Genomic DNA, 23622 nt, shown 5'->3' with positions numbered 1-23622 from the left:
CCCTCGCGGCCGCTCATGCTTGTTGCTCGGGCGCTTCAGGCATCGTCGACACGAGTTCCCTCGGCAGGTATTCCGTGAGCCAGGGATATAGCCCGGGCTCACCGATCAGTCCGGAATCGAAGTCAAGGCGCTCGATGTCGCCGATCGCCTTGATGATGGGCACGCGACGCACGTCGGGCTCTGCGTCTGCGTCCGGCGCCGGCGTGGTCTTCACCTTCACGTACAGCTCACCCATGGCGTGGATGGCCAAGGGCCCGTTGCGCTTGGCTTTACGAATGGCCGTATAGAACGGCCCCGCTTGACGGCCATAGATGCGTATCGGAATGCACTTATCAGCATTTTCGAATTGCCGCAGCAGCAGCACGAGCTTGTCGCCGGTGGGCTCCTGGGTTTCCGGATGGGGCTCGCCTCGTTCGAATTCCATCGCGTGCACGAAGCCCGCCAGCCGGATGACGTTCGATCGCTTACGCTGGGCGCGATCGATTTTGTATGTGAAGGCGTCCTGTCGTCCGGGTTCGGCACCGGCCGCGTTGAGGATGGCGCCGTTCATGCGCTTCGCATAGTCGCGCAAGTCATCCCCACGCAGGTCGCGAACGCTCGGTGCTTGGAAGTGCAGCGCCTTCAAGGTGAGGCTGTATTCGCCATCGATGAGGTCGGAGCGTACCAGCGCTGTGACGGCAATCACGTCGCCGGGCTTGAAGTACTTCGGCAGACCCACGCCCTTGGTCACGTCGAACTCGAACGAGACGCGATAGTGCGGGCTCTTGTTGGAGATCAGGATCTCGCACCGGCCCGCCTCACGGTCGACGGAGAAAAGCTCTCCGACCAGCCAGACGGCGTTCATCATCCCGTTCGTGTACGCGAACGAGCGCGGAGATACTGCGGCTTCGGCAGAAAGCATGTGGGCTCCTTTCTTTGCTCGGTTCCAAGTTAAACATTGCGCGGTGCCACGATACGCGCTGTTTTTATTTCATACAATGAGGAACGAACAAAAACCACTTTTAGGGGCCAAAAATTTGGTTTAGACGCTTGACTGATGCACAATGCGTGTCAATTAGCCCTGATGATATTTATTTCATCGATCGGAGACTGCGCATGGCACGCAAGGACCAAAATGCCCAATTCGAACTACCCGCCTCGTCTGGCACCAAAAGGCCGCAGCGTGGCCGCCCCCGGCGCTCTTCCGCCGACGATCCTCCCCGGTCCACGGGACCGGACCATTGGCCAGGGGTACCTCTCGTACAGCGGATCCGCGAAAAGCTTGCAGATCCGCGCTGCGAACTGAATCTCACCACCCTGGCGAGTCGACTGGGCCTCACACAAGGCGCTCTGACTGCGATTCTCACCGGCCAGCGGGCGACCCTTTCTCTCGTCCGCGATAAGGAACGGGGCGCCTGGCTGGCAGCTTGGCTTGGCATCCCTCAGTTCTGGCTGCGCGTGCTCGCCGGCGACATCGAGCATTCAGAACTGCGGTGTCAGATCGGGTTGGATGAGCAGCTGTGGCTCACCGCCCAGAAACTACAGGCCGACCCGAAATGGGTGGGATACGCGCCCCCGTCCAAGCAGTATTGGGATTCGCTCCCGCTCGCTCAACGTCTCTTGGTGGTGGAGCTATACGAGTGGGGATGCACGATGGAGCGCAAACTCCTGATGGCGGAGGCAGGCGTCGCGCCTGTCCACCCGGCAAAGACAAAGCAAGGCAAGTCCGACCGCGAGCCCGTAGTCCAGGAACTTTGAGACCCGCGCGAACCGCTGTAGGAGGAGCAGTCGGGGCCGCCCCGCGCCCCTCCCTACGGCGGACATTGCCTATACGGTCACGCTAGCGATTGTTGCTCCCCTTGAGTGCCAACGTCGCCGGCGTTCTCCGCCCCCGCAGTCGGCTGTTTGCGCGAACGCTTCTCCATGGCTTCCGTGACTTGCAAGTGCGTCTCGCGGAATGCCTCCAGCGCCGATTTGCTGATTTTCACCGTGACCAGGTCGGCTTCATCTTCCAAACCCGGAATTTCGGCGGTCTCGCCCGGCAGGAACCCTTGAAGATACGGCGCGACCTTCGTCATTGCGTCGTAGAGGTTCGGCACGTATCGCGGAGGGACCTTGGGCCCGGTCGAAAGAACCTTGCGGGTCACCCTCGTTTGACCCATGGAATCCGCGATCTTGAGCCCCTCCAGGAGGCGCTCCTCCGCTTTGTCGCCGTGTGACTTGAGGAACTGGACCGCCACGGCGGCCGACACCTTGTCCTCGATCACCATCTGTCGGATTCGGCTCGGGGCGCCCATCAGCGAGAGCAAATCATTGACGTACTGCTCGCTGTAGCCAAAACGACGGGCAATTTCGGATACCGACACCTGATATCCGATCATCCGCTTCATCAAAATGCCCAGCTCATAGGGTGCGAGCGGCGTGCCCTCTTGGGCATTAGCTTGAGCCACGGTGAGGTCAACCATGGTCGTGCCCTTGGGCAGCACGATCATGGGAATACGCTCGATCTTCGCTCCGTGCTCCCGCGCCCATCCGGTCGCATGATATCGGGTATGCCCCTCGGTCAGGTAGAGCACGTCCAGGCCACCTTCGCGCGCGACATAGCCCTGGACGGGCTTGTCCGGCGCATAGCCGTTGGCGAGGATCAGGCCACCGATGTAGGCGACCCGCTTCCGCCATTTTTCGTTGTTGATGCGGGGCTGCCATCCAGGAATCAGGCGGATCTGCTCATACGGCACGTTCCAGAGGTCCGAGCTCTTCGCGCCCGCGGCGTCCATGCTCGCTTTCACATTGCCCCGCACGAGTTCGCGCTCGACGGTCGTCGGCGGAAGTTGGTCATCGAGCACTTGGTCATTCATGGCGTTCTCCTTGGCCTACGTGAGGCGCTGATGCAGACAGCCTCCATAACTGATGGGCCCGCTGCGGATGGGTTGGCGATGCGCCCTAAAGGCGAGCAAAGCTACTTTTGGGCAATTATAAATTGATGCTTTATTTGGCGTAAAGTATCAATTAATATTACCGATACCAGAAGATGTATCCGCGCGCCCGATTGAAGCGGTATGACCAATAAAAAACGCCCCGAACCGTGGGGCGGCCGGGGCGTCAGTCTCGTCGAGTGAGGCGACTTGGAGAGAGTCGTTGACGATGCACAACGAGCGATGCATCGAGTGGAATTAAAGCATAGCTAAATTTTCTCCGTAAGGGGCGAGAACGCCAAATTTTGCGACATGACCATGCCAACCGCATTCTTCGAGCCGTCCGCGGATGGCCCAACCGCTGAGGCGTACGGCGAACTGTACGTAGCGTTCGAACACTTCAACCGGGCCATGTTCGACGCGCAGCTTCCGCCGTGCCTGATTACGCTGCAACGGCGCAAAGGCACCTATGGCTACTTCTCGAAAGGCCGATTCGTACGACGCGGCACGGGCGACATGGTCGATGAAATCGCATTGAACCCAGCGTACTTCGCAAGCCAGACCATCAAGAACACCCTCTCCACCCTGGTCCACGAACAAGTCCACCAGTGGCAGCGCCATTTCGGCAGCTTCAGCCGCCGCGGATACCACAACAAGGAATGGGCGGACAAGATGGAATCCATCGGACTCATCCCCTCCGATACGGGCAAGCCCGGCGGCCGCAAAACGGGACAGCAGATGGATCACTACATCGAGCCTGGCGGCGTTTTCGACTTGGCATGCGACTCGCTGCTCACCCGCGAATTCACGCTTTCCTGGCTCGACCGCTTTCCTGCTGAGCGGCTGCCCGTCGCCCCCATGCCTATCACGGCCGCACCGCCAGCCGCTCCAGATGCTCTGACGCCAGCGCCAGCGCCCGCTTCTACGGCATACCTTGGACTGGGCCGGGCCGAATCTGTGCTGGCGCTGCCGACTGGCGAGGCGGTCAACCGGTCCAACCGCGTCAAATACCGATGCGCGACTTGCCTCACCCAGGTTTGGGGGAAGCCCAATCTAAAGCTTAGGTGCGGTATCCCGATGTGTCGCAACGCCCCCTTCGAGGAGTGCGGTGCAATTACGCAATGCCCATAGCACATAACGCCAATCCCATCACTCAAAGCGCCTTACTGACATTCAACAGTAGACCTCCCAGAGGACTCTCTCATGAGCACCGAACCCACCACCCCTAAGCAGTTCACCGTCCGCGAACTTCAAGCCATCCTCAACGATTGCGATCCAGACGCGACGGTGGATTTGACCCTGCCGGGCTTCATCGACGCGAGCGATAAGCAAATAGTTGAAGATCCTGATCTGGCAAGCGATGCGTACGGCTTCGTGCCGCAGGTTGAGGTGTTCTACAAAACGGGCAAAGACATGCCCTATGAGCACTTTTTCGGCGACGACGGCGCCCCCCGTCCGGGCGTAAAGCCTAATGCAGTGTCCATCGCCATCTCCCGGGACGAAATCGAAAAACTGTACCGAGACCGCAAGCGTGCCATCGAGCTGGACGCTCTCGCGTTGGAGCCGGAGCCAGCCACCGCCGACGCCGACACCGTTATCGTGGACGTGCGACTCTCGCGAGAGCTTCACACCAACATCCGTCAGTTGTTGGGCCAGCTCAATGGCTCGCGCCAAGTCAAGATCGAGCAAGCCTGCACGCATGGCCTACTAACCGTTGCAGGTGCGCTGGCAATGCTTGCGGAAGACCTCGGCATGGTCCGGAGCCGGCCCGGTTCCTGGGAAGGCTCAAACATGGCCCAGGTGCTCGCTTCGCACGGCTACGACAATTGAGCGGCGTCCTCACCGGCTCGCCCGCGCATTCACGCCTGCCCCGCAGGCCTGCCTTCGTGGAGTACTGGCCGCGCCCCTATCGGTCGAGGGCAAAAAAAAACCCTCGAACGAATCGAGGGTTTTCCGGGCGACGTGTCACGCTGGATGGTGACCCGACTCGCGCTGTTTCTCACGGTCAGTCTTCACGACGTTGTTGGCGACGAACAGGCCGAAACCAACAACGACGGCGAGGACGCCAAGCATTACAGCGGTTCCGAGGTCCATATCAGTCTCCTTGCTTCGTGCCGTAGAACAAACTGGCCAGAGCCAATGATAGCACCATCCCAAGGGACAGCCCAACCAACTTCACGTACAACACCCATGTTGCCGCACCCCAGTTTGTTTCAAACGCCACAGTAGCGGCACCGACACAACTGGCGATCGCAACACCCACAAAGAACTGGCCGAAGGCCTCTCTTTGCTTGCCTACGGGGTAGGTCAACGAGCGCCAAAGAGGACCAAACAGGTTCCTTTTCAGGTTGCCGAACATCTCCCGCGTGGGCGGGTGGTAGAACTCCGCCACTAGCCACATTAGGGCCAGGGGGCTGAGAATCAAAAACGCAATAAGCATCACCCCTCCTAGATACAGATAGTAACAGCCGGCGCTAGCACGAGGCCCGTCCGGTGCCGGAATCTCTCTCAGTAGCCCCAGGTCGTCTTCATGCCCCGGTGGCTGGCGCTCGGCAATAAAAAACCCGGTTCCAGAGTGGAACCGGGTTGGGGTTAGTCAATCGCCTGGAGGATCTCGCGTGCCTCAGCATGGCCGCACGCGAAATCTCGCAGGGCCATGTACAGGTCGAGATGGTTTTCCTGTTGGCTTTGGCACGCAAGCGCGTAGAAGCCAAAAAGGCACGCAATGATGCCCGCCGCCTCCACCGATACCTCGCCGCTATAGCCGTTCATCGCCTGCACGACGCGAACGCGCTCCTTCTGCATGGAGGGCACCATGAAGAAGCCCCCATTCGACAGCTCGAAAAACTCCCAATAGCCGCCGCGGTATTCGCTGCACAGCGTTTCCATGTGGTTGTACACCTGCGCCTCGCCGATCATGAGGTACCGGAGGCCAGGCCCAAAGTACTTGGGTAGGATCGATAGTCGACGTTCCCCAGACACCTTGGTCGCCTGGATGACGTCCGTACCTTCTTCAACTGCTGCATTCATGCTCTCTCTCCAAAAGGTCCGGCGGAATGCCGGTTTGCCGAATGAAGGGATGTGGTCTGCATTCAGGGGTGGAGCCGCCGCCCATGGCTAATCCGCCCCCTAACAAACGCCTCGACGCGAGCGTTCCGGATGCACTGTATATTTATACAGTAATGGAGATCATAGTATGCCCCCCGACAAATACCCGCCCCCTCTGACGTTCGCCCAACTCCGGGCCTTCTTCGATAGCGCTCCGACAGAAGCCGCACGGGCGTATTGTTGGGAGATTGCGCGGCTTCACGCCCAGCTCCTGGAGGCCTTCCGGGTTTATGAATACTGCCAGGAGAAGTGGCTAGAGGCAGTGCGCAACGGCGATCAGATGGAAGTGATGCCGGGCTCGCTGCTGCTGATGGAGCACAAATCAGCGTTACTGCGGGAACCGTGCGTACAGGCCCGACTTGATGAGCAGTGGAAAGACCGGGACAAGCCGTTCACGAGGTACTACCCGGTCAGAGATTTGGACCAGCGGCCGGACCGCGCCTGACACCCATCCAGCGGTGTCGGGTTGCAGGCATATCGAGTTCTTCCGGCCCGCGATTAGGATTGTGATTTTCGGCCTGCCGCTGCGAGCGCTTCGAGTCCAAATTGCACCAGATAGGGTGCCGGCTTTCCGTCGTCCTCGGCCAAGTAGTAGCGCATCATCCGCACAGACACCCCGAGCCGTCGCGCTGCCTCCTGTTGGCTCAGGCCCGCCTCGTCCAACAATTGCCGCAAATAGTTGGGATCCGGATTGTGCCGCTCCAAGTTCGGGGGTGACACCAGCACGGCATCGTTAGCTTGCTTCATACACTTTTCCTCGCAATATCACAGGCCGGGATGGGCAAATGCTTGCCGCCCGCTCTGCCTTCAGTCTTCTATGTCGCAGCCGCCCAAGCAAGCCATCAATGCCGCGAGCAATCCGGCCAACTCGCCCGCCATTAGAGCAAAGCTCGTGTCGAACGTCTCCTCCTCATCCCGCACGTCACTGGGCAGGTCCTTTTGAAGTACGTCCAAGAACCGCAGGCGGCGCAGGGTCAGATCCTCGGTCAACGTGAACGAGATTTTATCGGCCCACGTCAGCGCGAGCCGGGTGCATTGCTTGCCCTGCTCGATGTGTCGTCTAGCGTCGACGGTCTCAATCGAATGCCGCACCCAGCGAATGGCGCCATGGCCACGTCCCCGCGATCGCAGCTCTGCGTCCTGGTCAATCGAGAATCCCTCGGATGCCTCGCCGTCAAGAACCCACTGCGTCATTACGCGGCCGGGCGCGGTCTGCACTTGCAACGGCTCGACCGAAAACGGGTCGACAGTCTTGCTGAGTAGCGACAACACCTCATCCGCGCGCTTCGATGAAGCGGTATCGACGACTATCCAGCCATTGTCACGATCAATCCACACATCGGTATCCCGCATCTGAAGGAACGCCTTCGGCAGGAGCTCCTCCAGCACACGATCCTTGATGTCTTTCAGCTGCCTCCGGCCTGGCTTGTAGCCCTGGCGGTGCTCGATCAATGCTGCGACCTCCTTTACACGCTGCCTCACTACGGCAGCAGGCAGGAGACGCCTGGCCGTTCTCATACGAATAAGCCAATGGGGTCCCACCTCACGCACGCATGTGTTGCCCACACCGGCGGGAAGCCAACCCCGCCCTTCTCGCCCGCTCTCCGGCATCGCGAAAGCCAAGCGACCGAGCTGCTCCTCCAACGCTTCGGACGAGCTGGCAATGTCTTCCTGCGCTCGGTAGAGATGGGCATTTTTGAAGAACGTGCGGCTCATCGAACGCGTCCGGGCTGCGATGCATGCTGAGTCGACCTCGTATCGCGCCAAACTGCGCCGACATACCAGAAGAGCGATTGCCCGCGCCCCCATACCCGGCCGGAGGCGCGGCTGCGCTGTCGCGATTGAGCCGCACAGACTCCGACGCCATGGAGTTCTGCCACCCTCGCCATCCATCCAAGCATGCGCCCAGGCCTGTCGTGCTCCCGGTATGCCACGTACATTGACTCCACTCCCGAGCGCTTCCACGCCACCAACAGCTCCGACAAATGGTCGTATGTCGATCGCGCAACGAAGCGGAAACGACGCGCTTCAACCTCGCGCATGCAATGGTCGAGCGACACGTGAAGCGCCCCTCGCAGCCGTCCGATCGACGCCGCATCGCAATCGCCATATATCAACCGCAAACTCCACATCAGAGCGAAGCCCTCGATGCGGGACAAGCGCTTTGTCGACGTCAGAACCTGCGATTGGCCTACGCCAATCAACTCCACCGCATGAATGAAATCGAAGGAGGTCCAACTTGCTTTGGTGAGTTTCACGCTTTTTCCTCCACGCACATAAAACAGCAGGTTTCGCCGGGGATGGCGCACGCGGCCCCTCAAACAGGCGAGACCCGGCAAAGAAAGGGTTGTCCCGGCCACTGAAGCGGCTCAGACCAGGGAGGCCAGCCTTCGACCAGCGCCCCCCGTGTATTTGCTCAGGCAGCCCTCCGCAGCGCGGATATCGCTTCGAACGCCATCGGCGGCGGGTTCGCATTGCCCAGCATGTGCAAGGCCACCGCTTGATTCGCTGGAAGGATGTAATCCTTCCTGAAGCCCATAGCCGCTCTGTTCTCGGCAATCGTGAGCATGCGCATCCTGTCCCCGTCCACGACCGCCCAACGTGCGCGGGTGGTAACGGTGCCCAAGGGGCGATCGAGCGCGCGCCCGGTCAATCCCGACCCGGAACCGTAGTAGGGCATCACGAATCGCTCGCCAAAAGCGCGTCTCGCGTTACGAACTCGGTCGAGAGTCTTTTCTGACCGGCCAGGACGCTGCACGAGTGACCAGTTTCCCGCCGCGAAGTCGATCACTTCACCGATCGCACGATGCTCGCGTTTCGGGGAGTCCAGCTGGATGGGATGTCGGCTGCGCGTCCCCACGATCAAAAGGCGCTTTCGATGCTGCGGCACACCGCAGTCCGCGGCGTCCCAAATCATCGGTGACAGCGTATAGCCCAGTGCGGCCATAGCGGCGCACCATGCAGGATACAGAGCCCATTGTGCGAAGGCCGGCACGTTCTCCACCAGAACGAAAGGCGGCCGATGGCATTCGACGGCCGACACTACTGCCCATGCTGTGGCTCGCGCCGCGTCGTGATGTGGCTTATCCTTACCCCGTGCAGGTGTGTGCCCCGTGCACGCGGGCGAGGCCATGAAAAGGTCGTGCGCCGGAGCCTTGGTCCAGTCGGCCTGGTGAACGTCCTGGCAGATATGCGCTGCGTCCGGGTGATTGGCTGCATGAGTATCCACAGCGGAACGCCAGTGGTTGGCGCACCACGTGACCTTGATGCCAGCCATCCGCGCCCCCTCCGTGTTTCCGCCCATTCCTGCGAAGCAATCGATCGCGGTCTCCATGATCGTCACCTCAAACAGCGACACGCACGGAACGCACGGCATAGCCCGCAGCCTGGACCACTTCGCGGGCGCGCTCAGCATCCTCAGCGGCCGCGTCGACCCAGATGCGATGACCGACCTCCACCCGAAAGAGTCCCTTGGAATCCGGCTCGCCAATTCGCGCCGCACAACCCGCGAACTCGGTCACCTTCTCGAACGGAAACAGCTGAAAAAAGGGGTCCGCCAAGGCACTGTCGCGATAGGCCATGACAGACTTCACTTGGTCGGTGTTCAAGCCCACCTCGGCCTGCAAGAACTGCGACATCTCCTCGTCGCTCGAAACGTCGTTATTGCAGAGTTGATCGTTCACCCATTGGCGCTGCACGTTCAGCAGGGAATCTAGGCAAGCAGGGATGGTCGTTGCGGATTCAAGCATTACTCTCTCCAGGGTCGCGGCACAGACTTTACATTCTTCGTGCCTTTATTTAAATCACCCTGGAATTATATAGGCAACGATTGCCTATCAAGACCATAGCCTGTAACAGGCATTGCGCGGCAATAGGGTCATCGCGAGCACTGTGTACCGAAATCGTTTACGCGTATGCGGCCCAATCAGCACACCGGAAGATGCGCAAGGTGCCATGCACAATCCCCGCCGCCTCGCAAGCCGCGATATACGCCTCCTGAGCCTGTTCAAGAAAATCGGCCCTGTAGACCACTTCGCGGCTCGGGGTGCCACCCGGACCAAGGTCGACGACCTTGAACCGGCAGGTGTGGCGCAGCCAGCCATTGGTGAGCGCCCCCGCGAAATGAACCGGGCCCAACTTGCGGTCACCCATGCCGCCCTCCATCCCCTTCCGCAGCTATGACGTACTCCAGGGCAGCTGTCGGTGGTGCATCGATGATGTCCTCCAGCCAGAGGTTCTGTTCAACGTACTCCAGCGCTCCACGTAGCGAAGCGAAATCCAGAACGCTGTCATCAGCTCCATACACGAGACGGGCAAGCCGCGCACGCCCGCTCTTCGGGGCATAACGCAGTTCCCACGCGCACGCCTCGGGCTGCGGGTGGCTCACCGAGAATCGCACCCACCCTCCCTTTATGCGCTTCATGGCGGGCGCGAAGTAATTGATAGCCTGTTCCACGCGCTCAATGGCCCCGTGCTGTGCACGGTTCAGCCCGAAGCTAAGGACGAGTTGTTTTGCGTCACTCCAAGTCCCGAAGACATGTAGCCCCCACGACTCTGCGATGGCGCTGAGTGCCTTGTAGAAGACCATGCCGCCTGTTCCATCCGACCGCATAAGCTCGGCCAGATCCGGCGTACTGCCCCATTGCCGCAGCTGCACCCACGCGATTTCTTCCTGCAACGCACGAACCACCTCGCTCGCTCGATCCTCTTTCCGCTGGGCTTGTGTCGCTTCCTTCTTTGCAATGGCCAGCTTCAGTTCCGCCTGCGCCAGACGCCGCCGAAGCGCAGACATCGAACTATCCAAACTCGTTTGCAAATCGCTCTCCCAAAGAGTTGATTCCGAAAGGCGGCGAAGCGCCCCCAGTTCTCCGGCATCCCAGCTTTACGCGGCTAGTCCTGCACAGGACGCCATTGGATTTCCGAGATCGGATCGTCTCCGCGCAGGAGAGCCCGCGCGTCCCGCAGCTTTGCAAGGATCGCCCCAGTGTTGTCGTTCTCATCACGCACAAAGGCAACGCTATTGAGCAAATCGATAGCTGCGCTTATGGCGTTGTCCACTGTTACATCAGAGCGTTTACGGACATCCGAATACGCGTGAGGCGCACCGCTCATAATCTCGGCCACTGCCCTTCCTGCACCGTTGTGCTTCGGTCCATAGCCTTGTTCGCGTGCAATTCGCAGGGCGGCAGGCGCAGCCAGCACGCGCGCTGCGAGCTCGAAGCTGCTGTCGGCATGCCGCAGGTCACCAGCGAGCAACAGGAGCGCTCGTTCGTCGGTGAGGTTGAACCCGTCCGCAACCCATTCGGGGGCCACATCAAAACGGACGATCCAGGTATATGGTTTGATCTTGTTCATGTATGAAGCTCCTGAGCTAAGCCGAAGGCTGGGAAGCGCGATAGTCGGCCCAATCCTGATACTCGCCGGAGGGCAACTCATCGGTGACGTCGCGATCGGCCCACGCCTCGAACGCCGCGCGGCTGACGATGGGGTATCGACTGCCGCGCCGCACGGCAGGCCCGTCGTACTGCACTTGCCCAACGGATCCGATCCACTGAACCGTGCGATCGTTTACCAGTCCGCCACTTTCGGCGGGCCGCTTTGCGCGGTAGGTGCGCCCAACTTTTACGTCCATGGTCATTCCTTCTCTGTCAGGCCTGGTTGTCCAGGCCGGGGGCCCTTTGCATGGCAACCTTGCGGTCGTAATGTCCGGCCAACTCGCCACAATGGCCGTGCCAGGAAGACTCGCCTTCGCTGGCAGCATTGCGCAGATGATGAGCCGCTTCTTTCCATTCACCGGCCGCGACGGCCTTCCATACCAACTTCATTCGCGTGATCTGGTCGTCGGGGCAGGACATCAAAAGCTCGTATGCGGTAGACACGGCCTTTCCTTTAAAGCTGAGCTTGACGACGAGGCGACGGGACGGGCACGAGCGAGCCGAAGTCGTCCATGATTCCAGGCAGACAATCGCCTTGAGTTTCCCGGGACACTGTCGCCCATGCCAGCCAATACCGGCGATCGCGATTGAGACGGTCGCCGAACATCCCGCCGGGCACGTCCTCGCGGTAGGTGCCGCCTATACGGTCCTCGGTCTCGATCCTGCTCCCTCCATCGTCCTGCTGCTCACCTTCGTCCTCTACCAACAATGACCAGCCGTCCATGTCAAACGAAAGCTCCACGCGCTCGCCATGCTGATTTTGGACGCCCACGAAGGTATGCATTTTGATGAGCGCCTCTACATCCTCGTCCGGGATGTTCGCACTTTGGTACATCAGTCCGTCTGGATAACGGGTGGTCTGTACCACTACCGGCTCCCCATCGACGAACCAGCGACCGTTACTGCCTTTTTCAATCACCATGATTTTTCCTTTCTGCCTATACCGCTAGAAGCGATCACAAACACCTTGGCGCCCGAAGGCCGTGCTATTTGTCGTAAACGCTACTCAGGTGGCCCGCGTACTCGCGCATGTTCTGCGCGAGCAGACGACGGCCGTCGTCGTCTCCACGGGGGGAGGACGCATCGGCGCACATCGCGCACGCCAGCGCGAAAGCACTGACCGCATCCGCCGCCGCATCGAGCTTCTTGGCAGCGACTAAGGCCGCCTTCTTGCGCGCCGCGACGGCGCGGCCTTCGGCTTTGTCTGAGTTCATAGTCAGCCCTGCGGATTTCGGATGTTGCTGCGAATGGAGTCATAGACCCCGACGACGAGCTCGGCGCGGAAAGCCTTGGCGCGATCGCTCTGGCCGTCGCGCAGCTCCTCTAGAAGCGCGCTGGTGTGATCTCGCCACGCGACCACGCCCGCACGGATGTACGCCTCTTGCTCCGCAGCGCTCATCGCGTCCGGGATCTCTCCGCTTTCCCTATGGCGAGCGTGACTTGCGCGGAGGAAAGCCACAAGGTGATGAAGGGCGTTCGCATCGAGGCCAAACTGCGACGCCATCTTCTGGACTTCTGCGTTCCGGTCCATCAGGCTTCCTCTCGTTCGTCGTAGGCTGCGCGCAGCGCGTCGTAGCAAACAGCGAACCGGGACGCGGCACGACCGCATGCGTCCGGAAACTCTTCCCCGCTTGCCACACGCTCGATCAGCTCGGCCAGCGCGGCGTCCAAGCCGCCGCCCATGGCGGTTCCCGGGAGCGGCAAGCCGCAGCTGGCAGCGTATTCATGAGCCGGCATGCGCGCGACCACCGGAAACTCAGCCGCCCCCCACTGGCGCGGGTCGTTATCCGAAGCGAACTTATCGGCTTGGCTCTTCGTAGCGAAACCATCGCGGACCTTTGCAACATTGACCGGCGGGAGGCTGCCGACCTGGCGGGTATGCGCCGGGACGGTCACCACAAACACGGGCTTGTTTCGCATCTTGCGAAGTGTCGAGATAAGGATCATGGCGGATGCTCCTGTGGGCGGGATGCCAGCGGGCGACCTACAGGCAACCCGCCGAAAAATTAACATTTGACGATGGTTTATTTAAACCTCTCAAACATTATATAGGCATCTATTGCCTACCATGACCGCAAAGTGTTACTTACCCCGGCACGCGGTCGCAGCTGGCCGCTGCCTTTCCTTTTGCGCGGTGCCGTACCCGTGGCGACCATGGGGCGAATTTGCTCGTGGGCACGTTAGGGCGCACACGTACCCACCGGGCAAGAGGAAAAGGGGTCGACGGCGGCAGGCTCGGTCGTGGGCACCTCAGCCCCCGCGCCATCACGTCAAGCAGAGCAAGAGATCAGAGTTTTGCTCTTCTTCCTTGCGCGGCGCTGCGCAATCCTCGCGCGTGGCATCCTCCCCTTGGCGCGGAGAATCCTCTTCCTCCTCGTCGAAGTCGCCCTCTTCATCGTCGTCCGGATAGTCCTCACCGTCGTCCTCGTCGGATGCGCTCTCGGCGATAGCACGCGCTAGGCTGTAGGAGCCGGTGTCGTCAAAGAAGACCAAAGCTCCGTCGAGAACGCATTTGACGCCCCTTACGCTGACGACAAGGCCCCGCCGGTCTCCCCGCTCCAGCGCCCCAGAATCCCAGGCACGGCATTGCTCCTCATAGGTGAAGGTCTCGCCTTGCCATTGCGACAGCGGCACGAAGGACCATCCCTCGCATTCGCTGTATTCCCCGCAGTGGAACATCCCGTCGTTGACGTACCCTCGCCCGCCGTAATTGAAGGTCGCCACGCCCGCCGGCCCCTTAGGGCTGTAGGCGATCTTGTCCGCGCTATACGCGGGGGCCCATATCTGCATGGGCACTTTGTGGCGTTGCAGGTGGTCGCGGTAGCTATCAAGGAAGACCAAAGAGCGTCCCATGTGGAACACCAGTTCATGGCGAGTCTCGCCCCAGCGGGTCAGCACAAGGCTGCCGAATCCGTCGCAATGCAACGCCGTGGTGCTGTAGTGCCTTGCAAAGCGGCTTTTCGCGCACTGGCGGGGGTGCGCTCCCGGCTGCGCCATCACCGCGCGACAATGCTCTTCGAAGGTGGCTATCGCATCTTCTGCCGCGTCCAGGGGAATTGCGGGCGAGCGATCACGGCACAGGAGGCCGAACACAGCGTCTTCGCGGCGAAGCTCGCTTAGCAGGCCCTCCACCCCTTCTGCGTACATTGCGCGGACCGCCTGAGGAATGTCATCGAACCCCTGCGCGAGGACCTGCTCCAGCCGGACAATCGCGTCTTCCAGGGGCAGAACTTCCCCCAGCCACGTTCCGGGAGCGGCTGCGCGAAAGACTTCTTCGGCAGCACCAAGATCAAAACCCAATTGCGACATATGACCTCCAGGTGAGTTGCATCTGTTCGGCGTAGCACGCCGGTACAGTGAAATGATATAGGCAATGGTTGCCTACCTGGATACTCGTTTGTTTCGCTGCGCTTGGGCAATGTGCATAGCGCAAAGCGCATGTCGGTTTGCGCTGTGAATTGGCCCGCCGCTATGCACTAGGCCGGGATAGGAATGCATCCAGCGCTTGCACTGCGTTGACGGCAATGCCGCGATGGATTCGTCCGTCGTTCATACGAGCCGCGATCGCCTTCGCCATGTCCCGCGCGAACCGGGTGGCATAGGGAGGCGACACTTCACGCGGTCGGCAGACGCATTCATCGGTCACGTCGAATGCATACGAGCGCCCGGCGCATTGCACGATGTAGGCCAGCTGGGTGCCCGTACTGAGAATGTGGCGGCGCACGCGCAGCGCCTCCACCCGCGCGTCATCGAGAGAACATGCCTTTGCCATGATTCTTCCCACCGCATGAGCACTCGCAGCGCATGACCTTTCCTCGGGCGGTCATGCACCGCGCATCGCACTCATGGCGCGACGGGAAAGCCTTGTATTCGATCATGCGGGTTACCGGCAGCGGGTCACCGCCCCCGGCGACGGCATATGCAACCCGCATCGAAAAGCCGTCATAACGGATTCCCTTGACGCCCGGAAACTTGGCAGCGAACTCGGCATTGGGCATGCCGAACATTCCGCGTCCTTGCAACGCGACAGTATCTGCGCCGTGGTCGTAGAAATACCTGATATTGGCCATGAAAACACCCTCGCTATATATAGGCAACTATTGCCTATTATGAGGATCCTCATGGCCATTGTCCGCCAGCGCTTGTAACTACGCCCCTCGCGCGGGGAGACGCGTGAGCATGAGGGCATATACCCTCTGCTGGACCATCCTGGACACCGAAGCGCCCCCCGGCGCGAATCGACCAGACTCTTCTTTTGCCCAGGCCTTGATCTTCGCTCTCGCCGCGGCCTCGGTGCCAACTAAGCGGACAAGAACGTCAAAAAGCAGTTTGTCCATGGACACAAAGCTTGGCCTGGTGCCACCGCTGCCGCCCCCTGCGGCCACCGCAGCTGTGCGCTGGTACTTGATGCGCACGAAGCCTTCCGTCTCCTGTGCTGTCGTCGCGCTCATCAATGCCCTCCATTTCCAGTATTGACGCCCGCTCGTTCGAGATGGGCGCGAGCCTGCGCCAGGCTAGCACTCGCTTGATCGAGCGTTTGCCCGGGGTTTGAAGCAGAGGATTTGATCGGGGCTTTGGAACGGGCTTGAAGGAGCCCGTCGAGCTCCTCAAACAGGCTGCCCTGGCGCGGATTAGCGACCGCCCAGTTCACCGTGTGCATGGCACGCGTGATCGCAACGTAGACCAGCCTACGCGCTTCGTCTCGCTGCGATTGATCGTAATCACCCAATCCCGCCAGCTTGTACAACTGGGTGCGAATGGGATGCGGAGCAGGAGCGGAAACGTCGCCCAGTATCGCGGCATGCTCGGCCTCCAGGCCCTTGGCGCCATGAATGGTGAGGTACTGGCAACGTGGGGTGCGGGGCTTGACTTCATCGAGGACTGTGTTCGTTCTCGCCATCACCATACCGTCCGCACCCAGCCCAGCGAGAGCGCGATAATCCGCGGCGTCGTCGACCTTTGTCATGCTCACGGGCATGCCAAAGTCTTTGGCCGGGCCTTTGGCGACCGCCGGCGGCTTGCGAAGTTTGTAAGCAACGCGCTCAAGCATCATCTCGGCAGTCTGAACGATTTCAGAGGATGAACGATAGTTCGCCAACAAGACAAGCTGGCTCGGCTCGAACCCTGGCGAGAAGTACTTTGCGAAGTCGATGAAGAAGTTGGGCGACGCTCCACGCCAGCCATAAATCGATTGGTAGTCATCGCCCACGACCATAAACGAGCTGGGCAGCTTCGGATTCGAACTCCGGTCGGTCGCCAGCTGTCGATCGCGGAGAGCGCGGATCCACTTCACGAAATTCAAGGAGATGTCCTGAAACTCGTCGATCAAAAGATGACGGGAGTTACGCAAGGCGTCCGCTGGCAGCCGCGCCATGCCTGCGGCGCCCCCAAGCTGCGCAAACACCTCGCCCGTCGTCGTCATGCCGTTCGCATGAACTTCCTCCGTAAACGCGGGCCAGAAACGGGCCAGCCCGTCCACGAACAGCCTGTCCACGCCTTTGAGCGCGGGCGCAATTTTGACGCAGGTCTTTGCGACATCGAGCCCGAGGCATTGAATGAACTGAGCCTCTGCCCAGAATGCCTCCAACACCCAGCGAGGTTGGAACTCCCCTTCAAGCTGCACCTGAAACTGTGGGAAGCCGTGGAACGCTCCTAAGGAGTATCGGACTTGCTCGGCAAGGTGCGCCAGCTGAGCGGGCTCTGAGATCCAGATTATGGGCATCGTCGCCGGGATATCTTGCAGATATCCAACCTTAAAAGCGGAAGTCACGGCCATGGCCATCGTGTCGCCCCCGGTTGAGAATCGTCGGGGCGGCTTAAGCTCAGCCACTTCTCGTGGTATCCCGAGAATTACGAGCGGGGCCGGCTGGCCTGGGGCCGCCAGGCTGGGCACAGTCGCGTTGGAGTACCAGGGGCCTATGGCCGGATTTGCTCGGGCATATGCTGGGTTTCTACCCAAGTAAAACGGTTCGACCTTGAACGCAATTCCGCTTGCATCGAGCTCGGAGCGGTATTTCTCGCACCATAGTTCGTAAATTTCTTGCGTCCGGGCCTCATCGCGCGCTTGGTTGAGCTTGACACGCGGCACCCGCTTTTCAGCCTCCCCGGCTCTGGGCTGTGCGAACAGAAAGGCCCTTTCAAGCCCGATGACCGCCTGTTTGAAGGCCGGGTCAGCATCCAGCAACTTGCCGCCCACCTCACGCAAAATCTCGGGCAAAACCGGCAATTCATCGAGCTTGGCGATGGGCGCGAACGGCGTATCTGGCGAGTCCTCATCATCAGTAGGCGCCCCCGGTTCGCCGGCGCCGTCCAGCATGTGCGGGTCTTTGACAGGGGATTTTTTCGGTATCCGGTCCGCGGTGTTGACGTTCAGGCCTGCCGCCCGCGCCTGGCGGAACGCGAGCGAGTGAAAGGTGCGTACCCTCGCTTCGATCAGCCGCTTGCTGATGGTTGGCTCGAAAAGCTGGGCATTAGAAAGCAGCTTTTTGATGAAATCGTCTCGCGACTTGTTCGTGAACGTGACGACCGTGATCTCGTCCCAGGCCGCCCCCAGGTAATAGCGAAGCACGATGACGCGTAGCGCAAGCGTCGTCGACTTCCCAGAGCCAGCCCCGGCCGCCACGCGCACGCATGTCGATGGCGTAAGGATCATCTTCCATTGCTCATCCGAGGGGAGGGCTCGGCCTGCTCGTTCGAGTCGGTGACTGAGTTCAGCCCGTATTTCGCGCTGCCTTTCGGCTGCCAACAAGCTCGGGGGTGGCGGAGGAGGAGGAGGAGGCACCACAGGAGCGACGATCGGCGTAGGCGACTGTGCGCCCCGCTCCCCTCCCAAACTCCCCGCCAAAGGTTGCGCTCGCGGCGCAGTTCGCTTTTCGACCCGCTGAGGCTCTTTCCGGGTGCGATCCTTCCAGAAGTACGCGCCCCCGGCGCAAATAGCCACAAGGGCAAGCGCAGCTGCGCTGAGTTCCAACCAAATCAACATTGCCTCCTGTAAACCCGGCGGGTTATTGCTGGGTTGTTTTGATGTCCAAATGGGCCGCCTCGCCCACGTCCGATCCTTCAGGCGCTACGCGCGCCCCCTCGTAAAAAACCCGGTGGGTTTTGTTTGGGTTTCACCCGGGTATCCGTCTGGATACCTACTCCAAACCCGCAGGAACACCGGCTTCCCGCATTCCAATCACTACCTCCTCCAGCCTTGCGTAAAAAACCCAGTGGGTTTCGAAAACTATCCCAGCGGCTTTCACGAATGCGCCAGAGGCCAATCAAGCGCCCTCATCCATGCCTCTTCCCGCTCCAAATACCCGATCAAAAACCCAGCAAAAACCCAGCCGGTTTGTCCTGGGATAGCGGCAGGTTCAATCCGGGTTTTTGCTGAAATCCGAGCTCGAACCCGAGGCAAAGCTCCCAATCCCATTACCAATCCCAATCCCATATCTTGACTGGCTACGCCAGTGTCAACGCCGCTTCGCGCCGTCGACCTGCCCGTGATGCTGGTGGACCGCCAAACCCCGAGCCCCCTCCGCTCAAACGCCCGCCAAAGCGGATATCGCAAGCCTGGTGGGGCGTTCCGCGCACGCCCAAGGGGTTGCATACCCCCTTCCCCGACGACGCCTTAAATCGATTTCGATGCACAAACAATTGTCGCCAACCCGCGCAAGTGCAAAACAGGGAGCACCGGGCAAAAAAAGCAGGTCCAGGGCCGAGAGAAATCTTTTCCCCTTGCCGGGCAAGGGAAACCTGACTACAGGACGCCAAGAAGCGCATTTGCACAATGAGGTAGGTTGGCCCGGGGTAGGTATAACCTATTATCCCTATGAGGCCAAGACGAGCAGGCAAGAACCAGCTTTTGGAATGTGCAATCCAAAATGGGAACTTCTAGGGAAGACGGGAGAGAAGCAAGGGGCGGAAGGTATCGCCACTGCCGAGGCACGATCCAATCCAGCAACAGCGTATCCCACGTGCAGCGGGACGCATGCCCTGGGATGCCACTGTGACGCCTAGCCGCCTGAAAGCCGTTAACAGACGACAGTGATCAATGGTGGATAGCCAGATGACTGCTGGCACAGCATAACGTATAGGGCCGCCAAGCTGAAGGGGAAGCCAAGGCCCTTGGCTAGGCCAGTAGAGCCGTGACAGTAGGCTGTGGCCAAGCAGCGGTGTCCGCCTGCACCTGCCTACCCCCATCAAAGCGCTGCGCCGCTGAGTGGTGCCTTTGTGTGGGGGTATGGGTAGCTCTAGCGATCAGCATATGGGTAGAGAATGCCTGCGCTGTGTGTATGGACGTCGCGTAGTTGGGAGTCAGCGTAGCCAGGCATACGTACGTGCGCATGCTCTCCGCGGCAGAGACCACTGAAGAATCGCCCATAAGAGCCAAGGCCCTTTGACCGCCTCGCAGAGGCGGGCATTTGCCAGGGAATTTGCTAGGGGATTTGAAGTGGTGAAAGCTGGAGAGAACTCAGGCGCCGTTGACCAGCACGACGAGGGCAGGCCCGACCGGCTACTGATGCACCGTTGGCATCGCCTCAGACCTCGCCCTTTGACTGGGGATTTGCTGCGGGACGCTGGATCTTATCCAGCATGGACTCCATTTCGTCGAGCCAATGCAATGTGGCTGGCAACAACCCGCCAACCCCAGAGGAGAAGCGTTGCAACAATGTTCCTATCCTCGCGCGCTTGTCGAGCAATCGATCGACCTCCTGACATACCTTGGACACCGCTTCTGAATTGGCCTCGAAGTCCTTGGACCGGCGCCGGCTTCGGGAAGCAGTCCCTTTCCGCAACGCGACCGACCACCAAACGCTCTCGTTGTTCTTGCGCAGCCATTTAACAACCTGGGGCGTCAACGTCCTTCTATCCTCGCCCTCCCCCCTGACACCCACGAGTCGCCATTCGACGCGAAGCTTCCCGGGCAACGCCGGCTGCAAGGCGTCCAGCAGTTGGTCCAGCCTGCGCAGGGCATCATCTATGCGGACGATCACTTGTCTCATGTCTTCGACCCGCTGCGCAGCGTTGTCGGCGGCTGTTCGGTACGTATTCATCTGACGGACCCTCGGGTCCCTACTAGGTTAAGCAAACTGTGACCCCCTCGTTCCCGTACTAGGGCCTTTCCCAAGCAATATTTAGCCATCCTCACCGGGGTGTTGGGAACCCCCGGACCCGAAATTCCGGCCGCGAATTTGCCGCAGGAAATTCCCATTGCAGTATGACTAATGACCATTGGCCAATGTGATCGTCACCTTATGACTCGGCCTCAGCAGAACCCGACGGTCAACACCGCCAAAGGGGTGTCACCCCCTCCTGCTTCACCGGCGGGACGGGGTCCCCCCCCGGGGTCAACGACGCCATGATTACGCCCGAAACTCCCGCTCTCGGGCCACTGCGCTTGGCGCCCCGAGAGCGGAGCTCTAGGGAACTCAGACGCTCCACCGCGAGATGTCTTCGACTTGGCTGGGATCGGATTCCAACCCAACCCATTTTGTCGAGGTATCACTCATGTTCAAAACGTCCGTTTGCTCTTATCCGGACAGAGGAAGCTACGGCAATAGCCGTTATCGCGGAAACTGCTCAGGACACGTCATCAAGGATTTCGTTGAAACTTACCTTCCAAGGCTGGACGGACTGTTTGCCGATCCGAGCATCGGCAGCGGCACGAGCGCGCACGTGGCTGCCGAGTTGCGCGTGCGCTTCAAGGGCACCGACCTGCATCAAGGCTTTGATCTGCTCCGGGACGACTTCCGCGCCTTTCTGGGCGAAGATGCGGCAGCAGTGTGGTGGCATCCTCCGTACTGGGACATGATCCACTACAGCGGCTCGCAGTGGGGGAATGTGCCACACCCGAGCGATATGAGCCGAATGACTTTGCCGGATTTCACCGAAGCCCTGGCGGTATCGTTGATGAACATCCACGACGCATGCGCTCCAAATGGACACTACGGCGTGCTGATGGGAAATCTACGGCGAGAGGGACGCTACTACAACCTATCCTCGCTCGTTGAACGCATCGCACCAGGCCGGCTAGTGGACGAGATCATTAAGCTCCAGCACCAATGCAGCAGCGACCGAAAACACTACGCGAATTCCTTCGTGCGGATCGGCCACGAAAAACTGTTGGTGTTTAGGAAAGCCGGCGGCCGTGCGTTCAGTATGCTCGTCCGCATTCAACGACGGGTCGACAACATCGTTGCTGCGACGTGGCGATCCGCGGTCCGGCGCGCGCTCCACGGTCGCTCGCCCGTCCCACTGGATCAGATCTACGCGGCCATGGAGCCCTATGCGATGTCCCGCGAGAATGTCCACTGGAAGGCGAAGGTGCGCCAAGTTCTCCAGGACGAACGGTTTTTCGTCCGCGTCTCCCTCGGCGTATATCAGCTCGCCTAAATGGCAAATGCCTACTGACACTTGTCAGTAGGCATTTTTTTGTCCGTACCGGACCACAAAGGAACTACGAGCAAACTTACCTGAAAATATCGGCAGCGATAAGGTCGTCAACGAGCTTGTCGCCCGTCATGTGACGCAAGTCAGGAGGAAGAAGCCCCTCCGCTCGATCAGACTCAGGCGCACGAGCTGCGGCATCCCCTGCTCCAATGATGAGGTAGCCTACTTCGCCAGTTCCCAGGTCACTGTTCGGAAGGGGGACGACCGATACAGTCGCGTGCCGGCTTTCAAGGTCAGCCACCAATCGGTGCACCTCGCGCGCGACACCCTCCGACGTCGCACCGTTCCGCACGACGTACTTCAGCACGGTAGCCACATGGGCCTCCTAACAGAATTTTCACCGATTGTAGACCTTGCTGGCCGCTGGGCACACCAACAACTGTAACCCCGCTGCCACCTTCAGATGCCGATCACATAGGACCACTAGGATATCGCCGATGTAACATTCGACAATACAGGAGAGCCCAATGAGCGCGACAAAGGACGTGAGCATAGAGCGAGAGATCGACCCCCAGCGGGAGTTTGCCTTGGACGGATCCTTCGCTTCGTCCGAAGCCGAGGGATTCCATCACGGTTCAGTGACTGAAGTGGGCGCGGAGTCTGCGTTTGGCGGCAAGGCGCGTGCATCAACGCGGGCGTCAAAAGAACCGGAGGATGACGAGAGCGCACTCGCTCGGGCCCGCGCCCGAGAAGACCTCGTCGACGAAGCCAGGTCGTCCCTTGCTAAGAAGTACACCGCCGAGGCGAACAAACTGGTCGAGGAAGGCCAGAAGCACCGCGCAGACGCATCTCGTCTTGTAGCAGAAGTTCCGCGCATCGCCGCGGAGACCCAAAGGCTGCACGCTGATGCACAGCGGTTACATGCAGAGACCGCGAACACGAAGGTCGATACCTTGCAAAAGAAGTTTGGCATGGTAGTAGGACTCGTGCTTGTCGCAGTTTTTCTTGTCATTCTCGTCACCACCGCGCTTGGCCGCGACAAAGATATCGCAGCCAAGACTGGTCAGTTTCGAAGCGACGCGCAAGACAGCCGAAAGGCATTTCAAGAGGATCTTGCTAAACGCATGAGGCAATAAGCAGCACATACCGACATCCCCTGGATGTCGGTTTTTTTTTACCCACGCTCTCGAAGTGAACGCAACGGAGGCAAAAAAAAGCCCCGCAGTTTGCGGGGCATGCTTGCCGCGGTGAGTCAGTCGCGTTTGGGCCGAACATTACGACCTTGCTGACCGTCAAACAGCCGGCCTCCAGGCGCATCCTGTCTACTGGGCGAGCTACCTTCGGCATCCTGCGGATCAGAGGACCAGACAACCTCGCTTCTTTCGAACGATCGAGGCGCCGCAGCGGCCGCGCCAGCGCCCAGCCCACCAACGATTTCTGTTCCGGCGGTGAGATTACGTGCCATGGGCACTTGGCTTCCCCCCCCTTCGGAGGCCGACGATGGTCCCATTGCCGTCGTCTGAATGGGAGTGGCGCTGGCTGGAGCAGTCGGACGATCACCCGCGATAGGCGCAGCGTCACCACGAAGCTGCCCATCGAACACCGGCGCCGCTACCGGCGTCTGTACGGGACTGGCGCTGGACGGACCATTCTGACGATCACCCGCGATGGGCGCAGCGTCCCCACGAAGCTGCCCATCGGCCACCGGCACCGCTGCCGGCGTCTGTACGGGACTGGCGCTGGACTGACCATTCTGACGATCACCCGCGACAGGCGCAGCGTCCCCACGAAGCTGCACATCGGCCACCGGC

General features: G+C 60.3%; 30 protein-coding genes. 6 read left to right on the top strand and 24 right to left on the bottom strand.

What is annotated here, in order from left to right; translation table 11 throughout:
- Window positions 1–13: 13 nt before the first annotated feature.
- A complete protein-coding gene (locus BMW75_RS09845) occupies window positions 14–901 on the bottom strand; it encodes a hypothetical protein (protein ID WP_092578910.1) in 888 nt (295 codons plus the stop codon).
- Window positions 902–1095: 194 nt separating this feature from the next.
- On the opposite strand from BMW75_RS09845, the gene BMW75_RS29065 reads away from it, so the two are divergent.
- Window positions 1096–1737, top strand: a complete 642-nt coding sequence (locus BMW75_RS29065) for a hypothetical protein (protein ID WP_139208513.1) — start codon at window positions 1096–1098, stop codon at window positions 1735–1737.
- A gap of 77 nt (window positions 1738–1814) precedes the next feature.
- Here BMW75_RS29065 and BMW75_RS09835 read toward each other — a convergent pair whose 3' ends face one another.
- Complete coding sequence (locus BMW75_RS09835) at window positions 1815–2837, bottom strand: ParB/RepB/Spo0J family partition protein (RefSeq protein WP_092578906.1); 1023 nt, start codon at window positions 2835–2837, stop codon at window positions 1815–1817.
- 375 nt (window positions 2838–3212) lie between these two features.
- Here BMW75_RS09835 and BMW75_RS09830 point away from each other — a divergent pair, with 375 nt between their 5' ends.
- Window positions 3213–4025 (top strand): SprT-like domain-containing protein, encoded by an 813-nt coding sequence (locus BMW75_RS09830; protein ID WP_092579115.1) that lies wholly within the window; start codon window positions 3213–3215, stop codon window positions 4023–4025.
- Between the two features lie 72 nt (window positions 4026–4097).
- On the top strand, window positions 4098–4724 hold the full coding sequence (locus BMW75_RS09825) for a hypothetical protein (RefSeq protein ID WP_092578904.1): 627 nt from the start codon (window positions 4098–4100) through the stop codon (window positions 4722–4724).
- A 135-nt stretch (window positions 4725–4859) separates the two neighbouring features.
- Here BMW75_RS09825 and BMW75_RS29855 read toward each other — a convergent pair whose 3' ends face one another.
- The 3 genes from BMW75_RS29855 to BMW75_RS09815 form a co-directional block, all read right to left on the bottom strand.
- Window positions 4860–4988 (bottom strand): hypothetical protein, encoded by a 129-nt coding sequence (locus BMW75_RS29855; protein WP_255593432.1) that lies wholly within the window; start codon window positions 4986–4988, stop codon window positions 4860–4862.
- A gap of 1 nt (window position 4989) precedes the next feature.
- Complete coding sequence (locus BMW75_RS09820) at window positions 4990–5334, bottom strand: hypothetical protein (RefSeq protein ID WP_054470961.1); 345 nt, start codon at window positions 5332–5334, stop codon at window positions 4990–4992.
- Between the two features lie 152 nt (window positions 5335–5486).
- Complete coding sequence (locus tag BMW75_RS09815; protein WP_092578902.1) at window positions 5487–5924, bottom strand: antirestriction protein; 438 nt, start codon at window positions 5922–5924, stop codon at window positions 5487–5489.
- A 166-nt stretch (window positions 5925–6090) separates the two neighbouring features.
- Here BMW75_RS09815 and BMW75_RS09810 point away from each other — a divergent pair, with 166 nt between their 5' ends.
- On the top strand, window positions 6091–6447 hold the full coding sequence (locus tag BMW75_RS09810) for a hypothetical protein (RefSeq protein WP_092578900.1): 357 nt from the start codon (window positions 6091–6093) through the stop codon (window positions 6445–6447).
- A 53-nt stretch (window positions 6448–6500) separates the two neighbouring features.
- Here the strand turns inward: BMW75_RS09810 and BMW75_RS09805 are convergent, their stop codons facing one another.
- The 19 genes from BMW75_RS09805 to BMW75_RS09715 form a co-directional block, all read right to left on the bottom strand.
- Window positions 6501–6749 carry a helix-turn-helix domain-containing protein gene (locus tag BMW75_RS09805; protein WP_054470959.1) on the bottom strand — a complete coding sequence of 83 codons (249 nt, stop codon included), beginning with the start codon at window positions 6747–6749 and terminating at the stop codon, window positions 6501–6503.
- A 60-nt stretch (window positions 6750–6809) separates the two neighbouring features.
- On the bottom strand, window positions 6810–7718 hold the full coding sequence (locus tag BMW75_RS09800; RefSeq protein ID WP_092578898.1) for a recombination-associated protein RdgC: 909 nt from the start codon (window positions 7716–7718) through the stop codon (window positions 6810–6812).
- A complete protein-coding gene (locus tag BMW75_RS09795) occupies window positions 7715–8260 on the bottom strand; it encodes a hypothetical protein (protein WP_092578896.1) in 546 nt (181 codons plus the stop codon). The genes BMW75_RS09800 and BMW75_RS09795 overlap by 4 nt, the downstream gene beginning before the upstream one ends.
- A gap of 158 nt (window positions 8261–8418) precedes the next feature.
- Window positions 8419–9336, bottom strand: a complete 918-nt coding sequence (locus BMW75_RS09790) for a DNA cytosine methyltransferase (RefSeq protein WP_076521750.1) — start codon at window positions 9334–9336, stop codon at window positions 8419–8421.
- Window positions 9337–9346: 10 nt separating this feature from the next.
- Window positions 9347–9751, bottom strand: coding sequence for a hypothetical protein (locus tag BMW75_RS09785; protein ID WP_092578894.1), 405 nt, complete (start codon window positions 9749–9751; stop codon window positions 9347–9349).
- Between the two features lie 157 nt (window positions 9752–9908).
- A complete protein-coding gene (locus BMW75_RS09780) occupies window positions 9909–10154 on the bottom strand; it encodes a hypothetical protein (RefSeq protein ID WP_139208512.1) in 246 nt (81 codons plus the stop codon).
- Window positions 10147–10794 (bottom strand): hypothetical protein, encoded by a 648-nt coding sequence (locus BMW75_RS09775; protein ID WP_092578890.1) that lies wholly within the window; start codon window positions 10792–10794, stop codon window positions 10147–10149. Before BMW75_RS09775 ends, BMW75_RS09780 begins: the two co-directional genes overlap by 8 nt.
- 98 nt (window positions 10795–10892) lie before the next feature.
- The gene (locus BMW75_RS09770) at window positions 10893–11357 is read right to left on the bottom strand and encodes a hypothetical protein (protein WP_092578888.1); all 465 of its coding nucleotides are present in this window, start codon (window positions 11355–11357) and stop codon (window positions 10893–10895) included.
- A 16-nt stretch (window positions 11358–11373) separates the two neighbouring features.
- On the bottom strand, window positions 11374–11640 hold the full coding sequence (locus BMW75_RS09765) for a hypothetical protein (protein WP_092578886.1): 267 nt from the start codon (window positions 11638–11640) through the stop codon (window positions 11374–11376).
- Window positions 11641–11650: 10 nt separating this feature from the next.
- On the bottom strand, window positions 11651–11881 hold the full coding sequence (locus BMW75_RS09760) for a hypothetical protein (protein WP_054470951.1): 231 nt from the start codon (window positions 11879–11881) through the stop codon (window positions 11651–11653).
- Between the two features lie 10 nt (window positions 11882–11891).
- Window positions 11892–12359 (bottom strand): hypothetical protein, encoded by a 468-nt coding sequence (locus BMW75_RS09755; RefSeq protein ID WP_092578884.1) that lies wholly within the window; start codon window positions 12357–12359, stop codon window positions 11892–11894.
- A 64-nt stretch (window positions 12360–12423) separates the two neighbouring features.
- A complete protein-coding gene (locus BMW75_RS09750; protein WP_092578882.1) occupies window positions 12424–12651 on the bottom strand; it encodes a hypothetical protein in 228 nt (75 codons plus the stop codon).
- Between the two features lie 2 nt (window positions 12652–12653).
- Window positions 12654–12968 (bottom strand): hypothetical protein, encoded by a 315-nt coding sequence (locus BMW75_RS09745; protein WP_092578880.1) that lies wholly within the window; start codon window positions 12966–12968, stop codon window positions 12654–12656.
- Window positions 12968–13384 (bottom strand): hypothetical protein, encoded by a 417-nt coding sequence (locus BMW75_RS09740; RefSeq protein ID WP_054470947.1) that lies wholly within the window; start codon window positions 13382–13384, stop codon window positions 12968–12970. The genes BMW75_RS09745 and BMW75_RS09740 overlap by 1 nt, the downstream gene beginning before the upstream one ends.
- 318 nt (window positions 13385–13702) lie before the next feature.
- Complete coding sequence (locus BMW75_RS09735) at window positions 13703–14746, bottom strand: hypothetical protein (RefSeq protein WP_092578878.1); 1044 nt, start codon at window positions 14744–14746, stop codon at window positions 13703–13705.
- Window positions 14747–14906: 160 nt separating this feature from the next.
- Window positions 14907–15209, bottom strand: coding sequence for a hypothetical protein (locus tag BMW75_RS29060; RefSeq protein WP_139208511.1), 303 nt, complete (start codon window positions 15207–15209; stop codon window positions 14907–14909).
- On the bottom strand, window positions 15184–15507 hold the full coding sequence (locus BMW75_RS09730; RefSeq protein ID WP_054470945.1) for a hypothetical protein: 324 nt from the start codon (window positions 15505–15507) through the stop codon (window positions 15184–15186). Before BMW75_RS09730 ends, BMW75_RS29060 begins: the two co-directional genes overlap by 26 nt.
- Before the next feature lie 380 nt (window positions 15508–15887).
- Entirely contained in the window at window positions 15888–18419 is a 2532-nt protein-coding gene (locus BMW75_RS09720; protein ID WP_092578874.1) for a UvrD-helicase domain-containing protein, read from the bottom strand.
- Between the two features lie 1540 nt (window positions 18420–19959).
- Window positions 19960–20475, bottom strand: a complete 516-nt coding sequence (locus tag BMW75_RS09715) for a hypothetical protein (protein WP_054470942.1) — start codon at window positions 20473–20475, stop codon at window positions 19960–19962.
- A gap of 454 nt (window positions 20476–20929) precedes the next feature.
- Here BMW75_RS09715 and BMW75_RS09710 point away from each other — a divergent pair, with 454 nt between their 5' ends.
- Together BMW75_RS09710 and BMW75_RS09700 are read left to right on the top strand one after the other, a co-directional pair.
- Window positions 20930–21814 carry a hypothetical protein gene (locus tag BMW75_RS09710; protein ID WP_054470941.1) on the top strand — a complete coding sequence of 295 codons (885 nt, stop codon included), beginning with the start codon at window positions 20930–20932 and terminating at the stop codon, window positions 21812–21814.
- Between the two features lie 524 nt (window positions 21815–22338).
- Window positions 22339–22947 carry a hypothetical protein gene (locus BMW75_RS09700; protein ID WP_054470939.1) on the top strand — a complete coding sequence of 203 codons (609 nt, stop codon included), beginning with the start codon at window positions 22339–22341 and terminating at the stop codon, window positions 22945–22947.
- Window positions 22948–23622 lie beyond the last annotated feature (675 nt).

The organism is Achromobacter sp. NFACC18-2, assembly GCF_900108985.1.
Classification (GTDB): Bacteria; Pseudomonadota; Gammaproteobacteria; order Burkholderiales; family Burkholderiaceae_B; genus Achromobacter.
This window is presented reverse-complemented; position numbering and strand designations above follow the sequence as displayed.

What these genes read in the sequence shown, in the direction of transcription:
- BMW75_RS09845 (WP_092578910.1), bottom strand. Translation starts at nt 901, where the DNA reads ATGCTTTCTGCCGAAGCCGCAGTATCTCCGCGCTCGTTCGCGTACACG.
- BMW75_RS29065 (WP_139208513.1), top strand. Translation starts at nt 1,096, where the DNA reads ATGGCACGCAAGGACCAAAATGCCCAATTCGAACTACCCGCCTCGTCT.
- BMW75_RS09835 (WP_092578906.1), bottom strand. Translation starts at nt 2,837, where the DNA reads ATGAATGACCAAGTGCTCGATGACCAACTTCCGCCGACGACCGTCGAG.
- BMW75_RS09830 (WP_092579115.1), top strand. Translation starts at nt 3,213, where the DNA reads ATGCCAACCGCATTCTTCGAGCCGTCCGCGGATGGCCCAACCGCTGAG.
- BMW75_RS09825 (WP_092578904.1), top strand. Translation starts at nt 4,098, where the DNA reads ATGAGCACCGAACCCACCACCCCTAAGCAGTTCACCGTCCGCGAACTT.
- BMW75_RS29855 (WP_255593432.1), bottom strand. Translation starts at nt 4,988, where the DNA reads ATGGACCTCGGAACCGCTGTAATGCTTGGCGTCCTCGCCGTCGTTGTT.
- BMW75_RS09820 (WP_054470961.1), bottom strand. Translation starts at nt 5,334, where the DNA reads ATGCTTATTGCGTTTTTGATTCTCAGCCCCCTGGCCCTAATGTGGCTA.
- BMW75_RS09815 (WP_092578902.1), bottom strand. Translation starts at nt 5,924, where the DNA reads ATGAATGCAGCAGTTGAAGAAGGTACGGACGTCATCCAGGCGACCAAG.
- BMW75_RS09810 (WP_092578900.1), top strand. Translation starts at nt 6,091, where the DNA reads ATGCCCCCCGACAAATACCCGCCCCCTCTGACGTTCGCCCAACTCCGG.
- BMW75_RS09805 (WP_054470959.1), bottom strand. Translation starts at nt 6,749, where the DNA reads ATGAAGCAAGCTAACGATGCCGTGCTGGTGTCACCCCCGAACTTGGAG.
- BMW75_RS09800 (WP_092578898.1), bottom strand. Translation starts at nt 7,718, where the DNA reads ATGAGCCGCACGTTCTTCAAAAATGCCCATCTCTACCGAGCGCAGGAA.
- BMW75_RS09790 (WP_076521750.1), bottom strand. Translation starts at nt 9,336, where the DNA reads ATGGAGACCGCGATCGATTGCTTCGCAGGAATGGGCGGAAACACGGAG.
- BMW75_RS09785 (WP_092578894.1), bottom strand. Translation starts at nt 9,751, where the DNA reads ATGCTTGAATCCGCAACGACCATCCCTGCTTGCCTAGATTCCCTGCTG.
- BMW75_RS09780 (WP_139208512.1), bottom strand. Translation starts at nt 10,154, where the DNA reads ATGGGTGACCGCAAGTTGGGCCCGGTTCATTTCGCGGGGGCGCTCACC.
- BMW75_RS09775 (WP_092578890.1), bottom strand. Translation starts at nt 10,794, where the DNA reads ATGTCTGCGCTTCGGCGGCGTCTGGCGCAGGCGGAACTGAAGCTGGCC.
- BMW75_RS09770 (WP_092578888.1), bottom strand. Translation starts at nt 11,357, where the DNA reads ATGAACAAGATCAAACCATATACCTGGATCGTCCGTTTTGATGTGGCC.
- BMW75_RS09765 (WP_092578886.1), bottom strand. Translation starts at nt 11,640, where the DNA reads ATGACCATGGACGTAAAAGTTGGGCGCACCTACCGCGCAAAGCGGCCC.
- BMW75_RS09755 (WP_092578884.1), bottom strand. Translation starts at nt 12,359, where the DNA reads ATGGTGATTGAAAAAGGCAGTAACGGTCGCTGGTTCGTCGATGGGGAG.
- BMW75_RS09750 (WP_092578882.1), bottom strand. Translation starts at nt 12,651, where the DNA reads ATGAACTCAGACAAAGCCGAAGGCCGCGCCGTCGCGGCGCGCAAGAAG.
- BMW75_RS09745 (WP_092578880.1), bottom strand. Translation starts at nt 12,968, where the DNA reads ATGGACCGGAACGCAGAAGTCCAGAAGATGGCGTCGCAGTTTGGCCTC.
- BMW75_RS09740 (WP_054470947.1), bottom strand. Translation starts at nt 13,384, where the DNA reads ATGATCCTTATCTCGACACTTCGCAAGATGCGAAACAAGCCCGTGTTT.
- BMW75_RS09735 (WP_092578878.1), bottom strand. Translation starts at nt 14,746, where the DNA reads ATGTCGCAATTGGGTTTTGATCTTGGTGCTGCCGAAGAAGTCTTTCGC.
- BMW75_RS29060 (WP_139208511.1), bottom strand. Translation starts at nt 15,209, where the DNA reads ATGGCAAAGGCATGTTCTCTCGATGACGCGCGGGTGGAGGCGCTGCGC.
- BMW75_RS09730 (WP_054470945.1), bottom strand. Translation starts at nt 15,507, where the DNA reads ATGGCCAATATCAGGTATTTCTACGACCACGGCGCAGATACTGTCGCG.
- BMW75_RS09720 (WP_092578874.1), bottom strand. Translation starts at nt 18,419, where the DNA reads ATGTTGATTTGGTTGGAACTCAGCGCAGCTGCGCTTGCCCTTGTGGCT.
- BMW75_RS09715 (WP_054470942.1), bottom strand. Translation starts at nt 20,475, where the DNA reads ATGAATACGTACCGAACAGCCGCCGACAACGCTGCGCAGCGGGTCGAA.
- BMW75_RS09710 (WP_054470941.1), top strand. Translation starts at nt 20,930, where the DNA reads ATGTTCAAAACGTCCGTTTGCTCTTATCCGGACAGAGGAAGCTACGGC.
- BMW75_RS09700 (WP_054470939.1), top strand. Translation starts at nt 22,339, where the DNA reads ATGAGCGCGACAAAGGACGTGAGCATAGAGCGAGAGATCGACCCCCAG.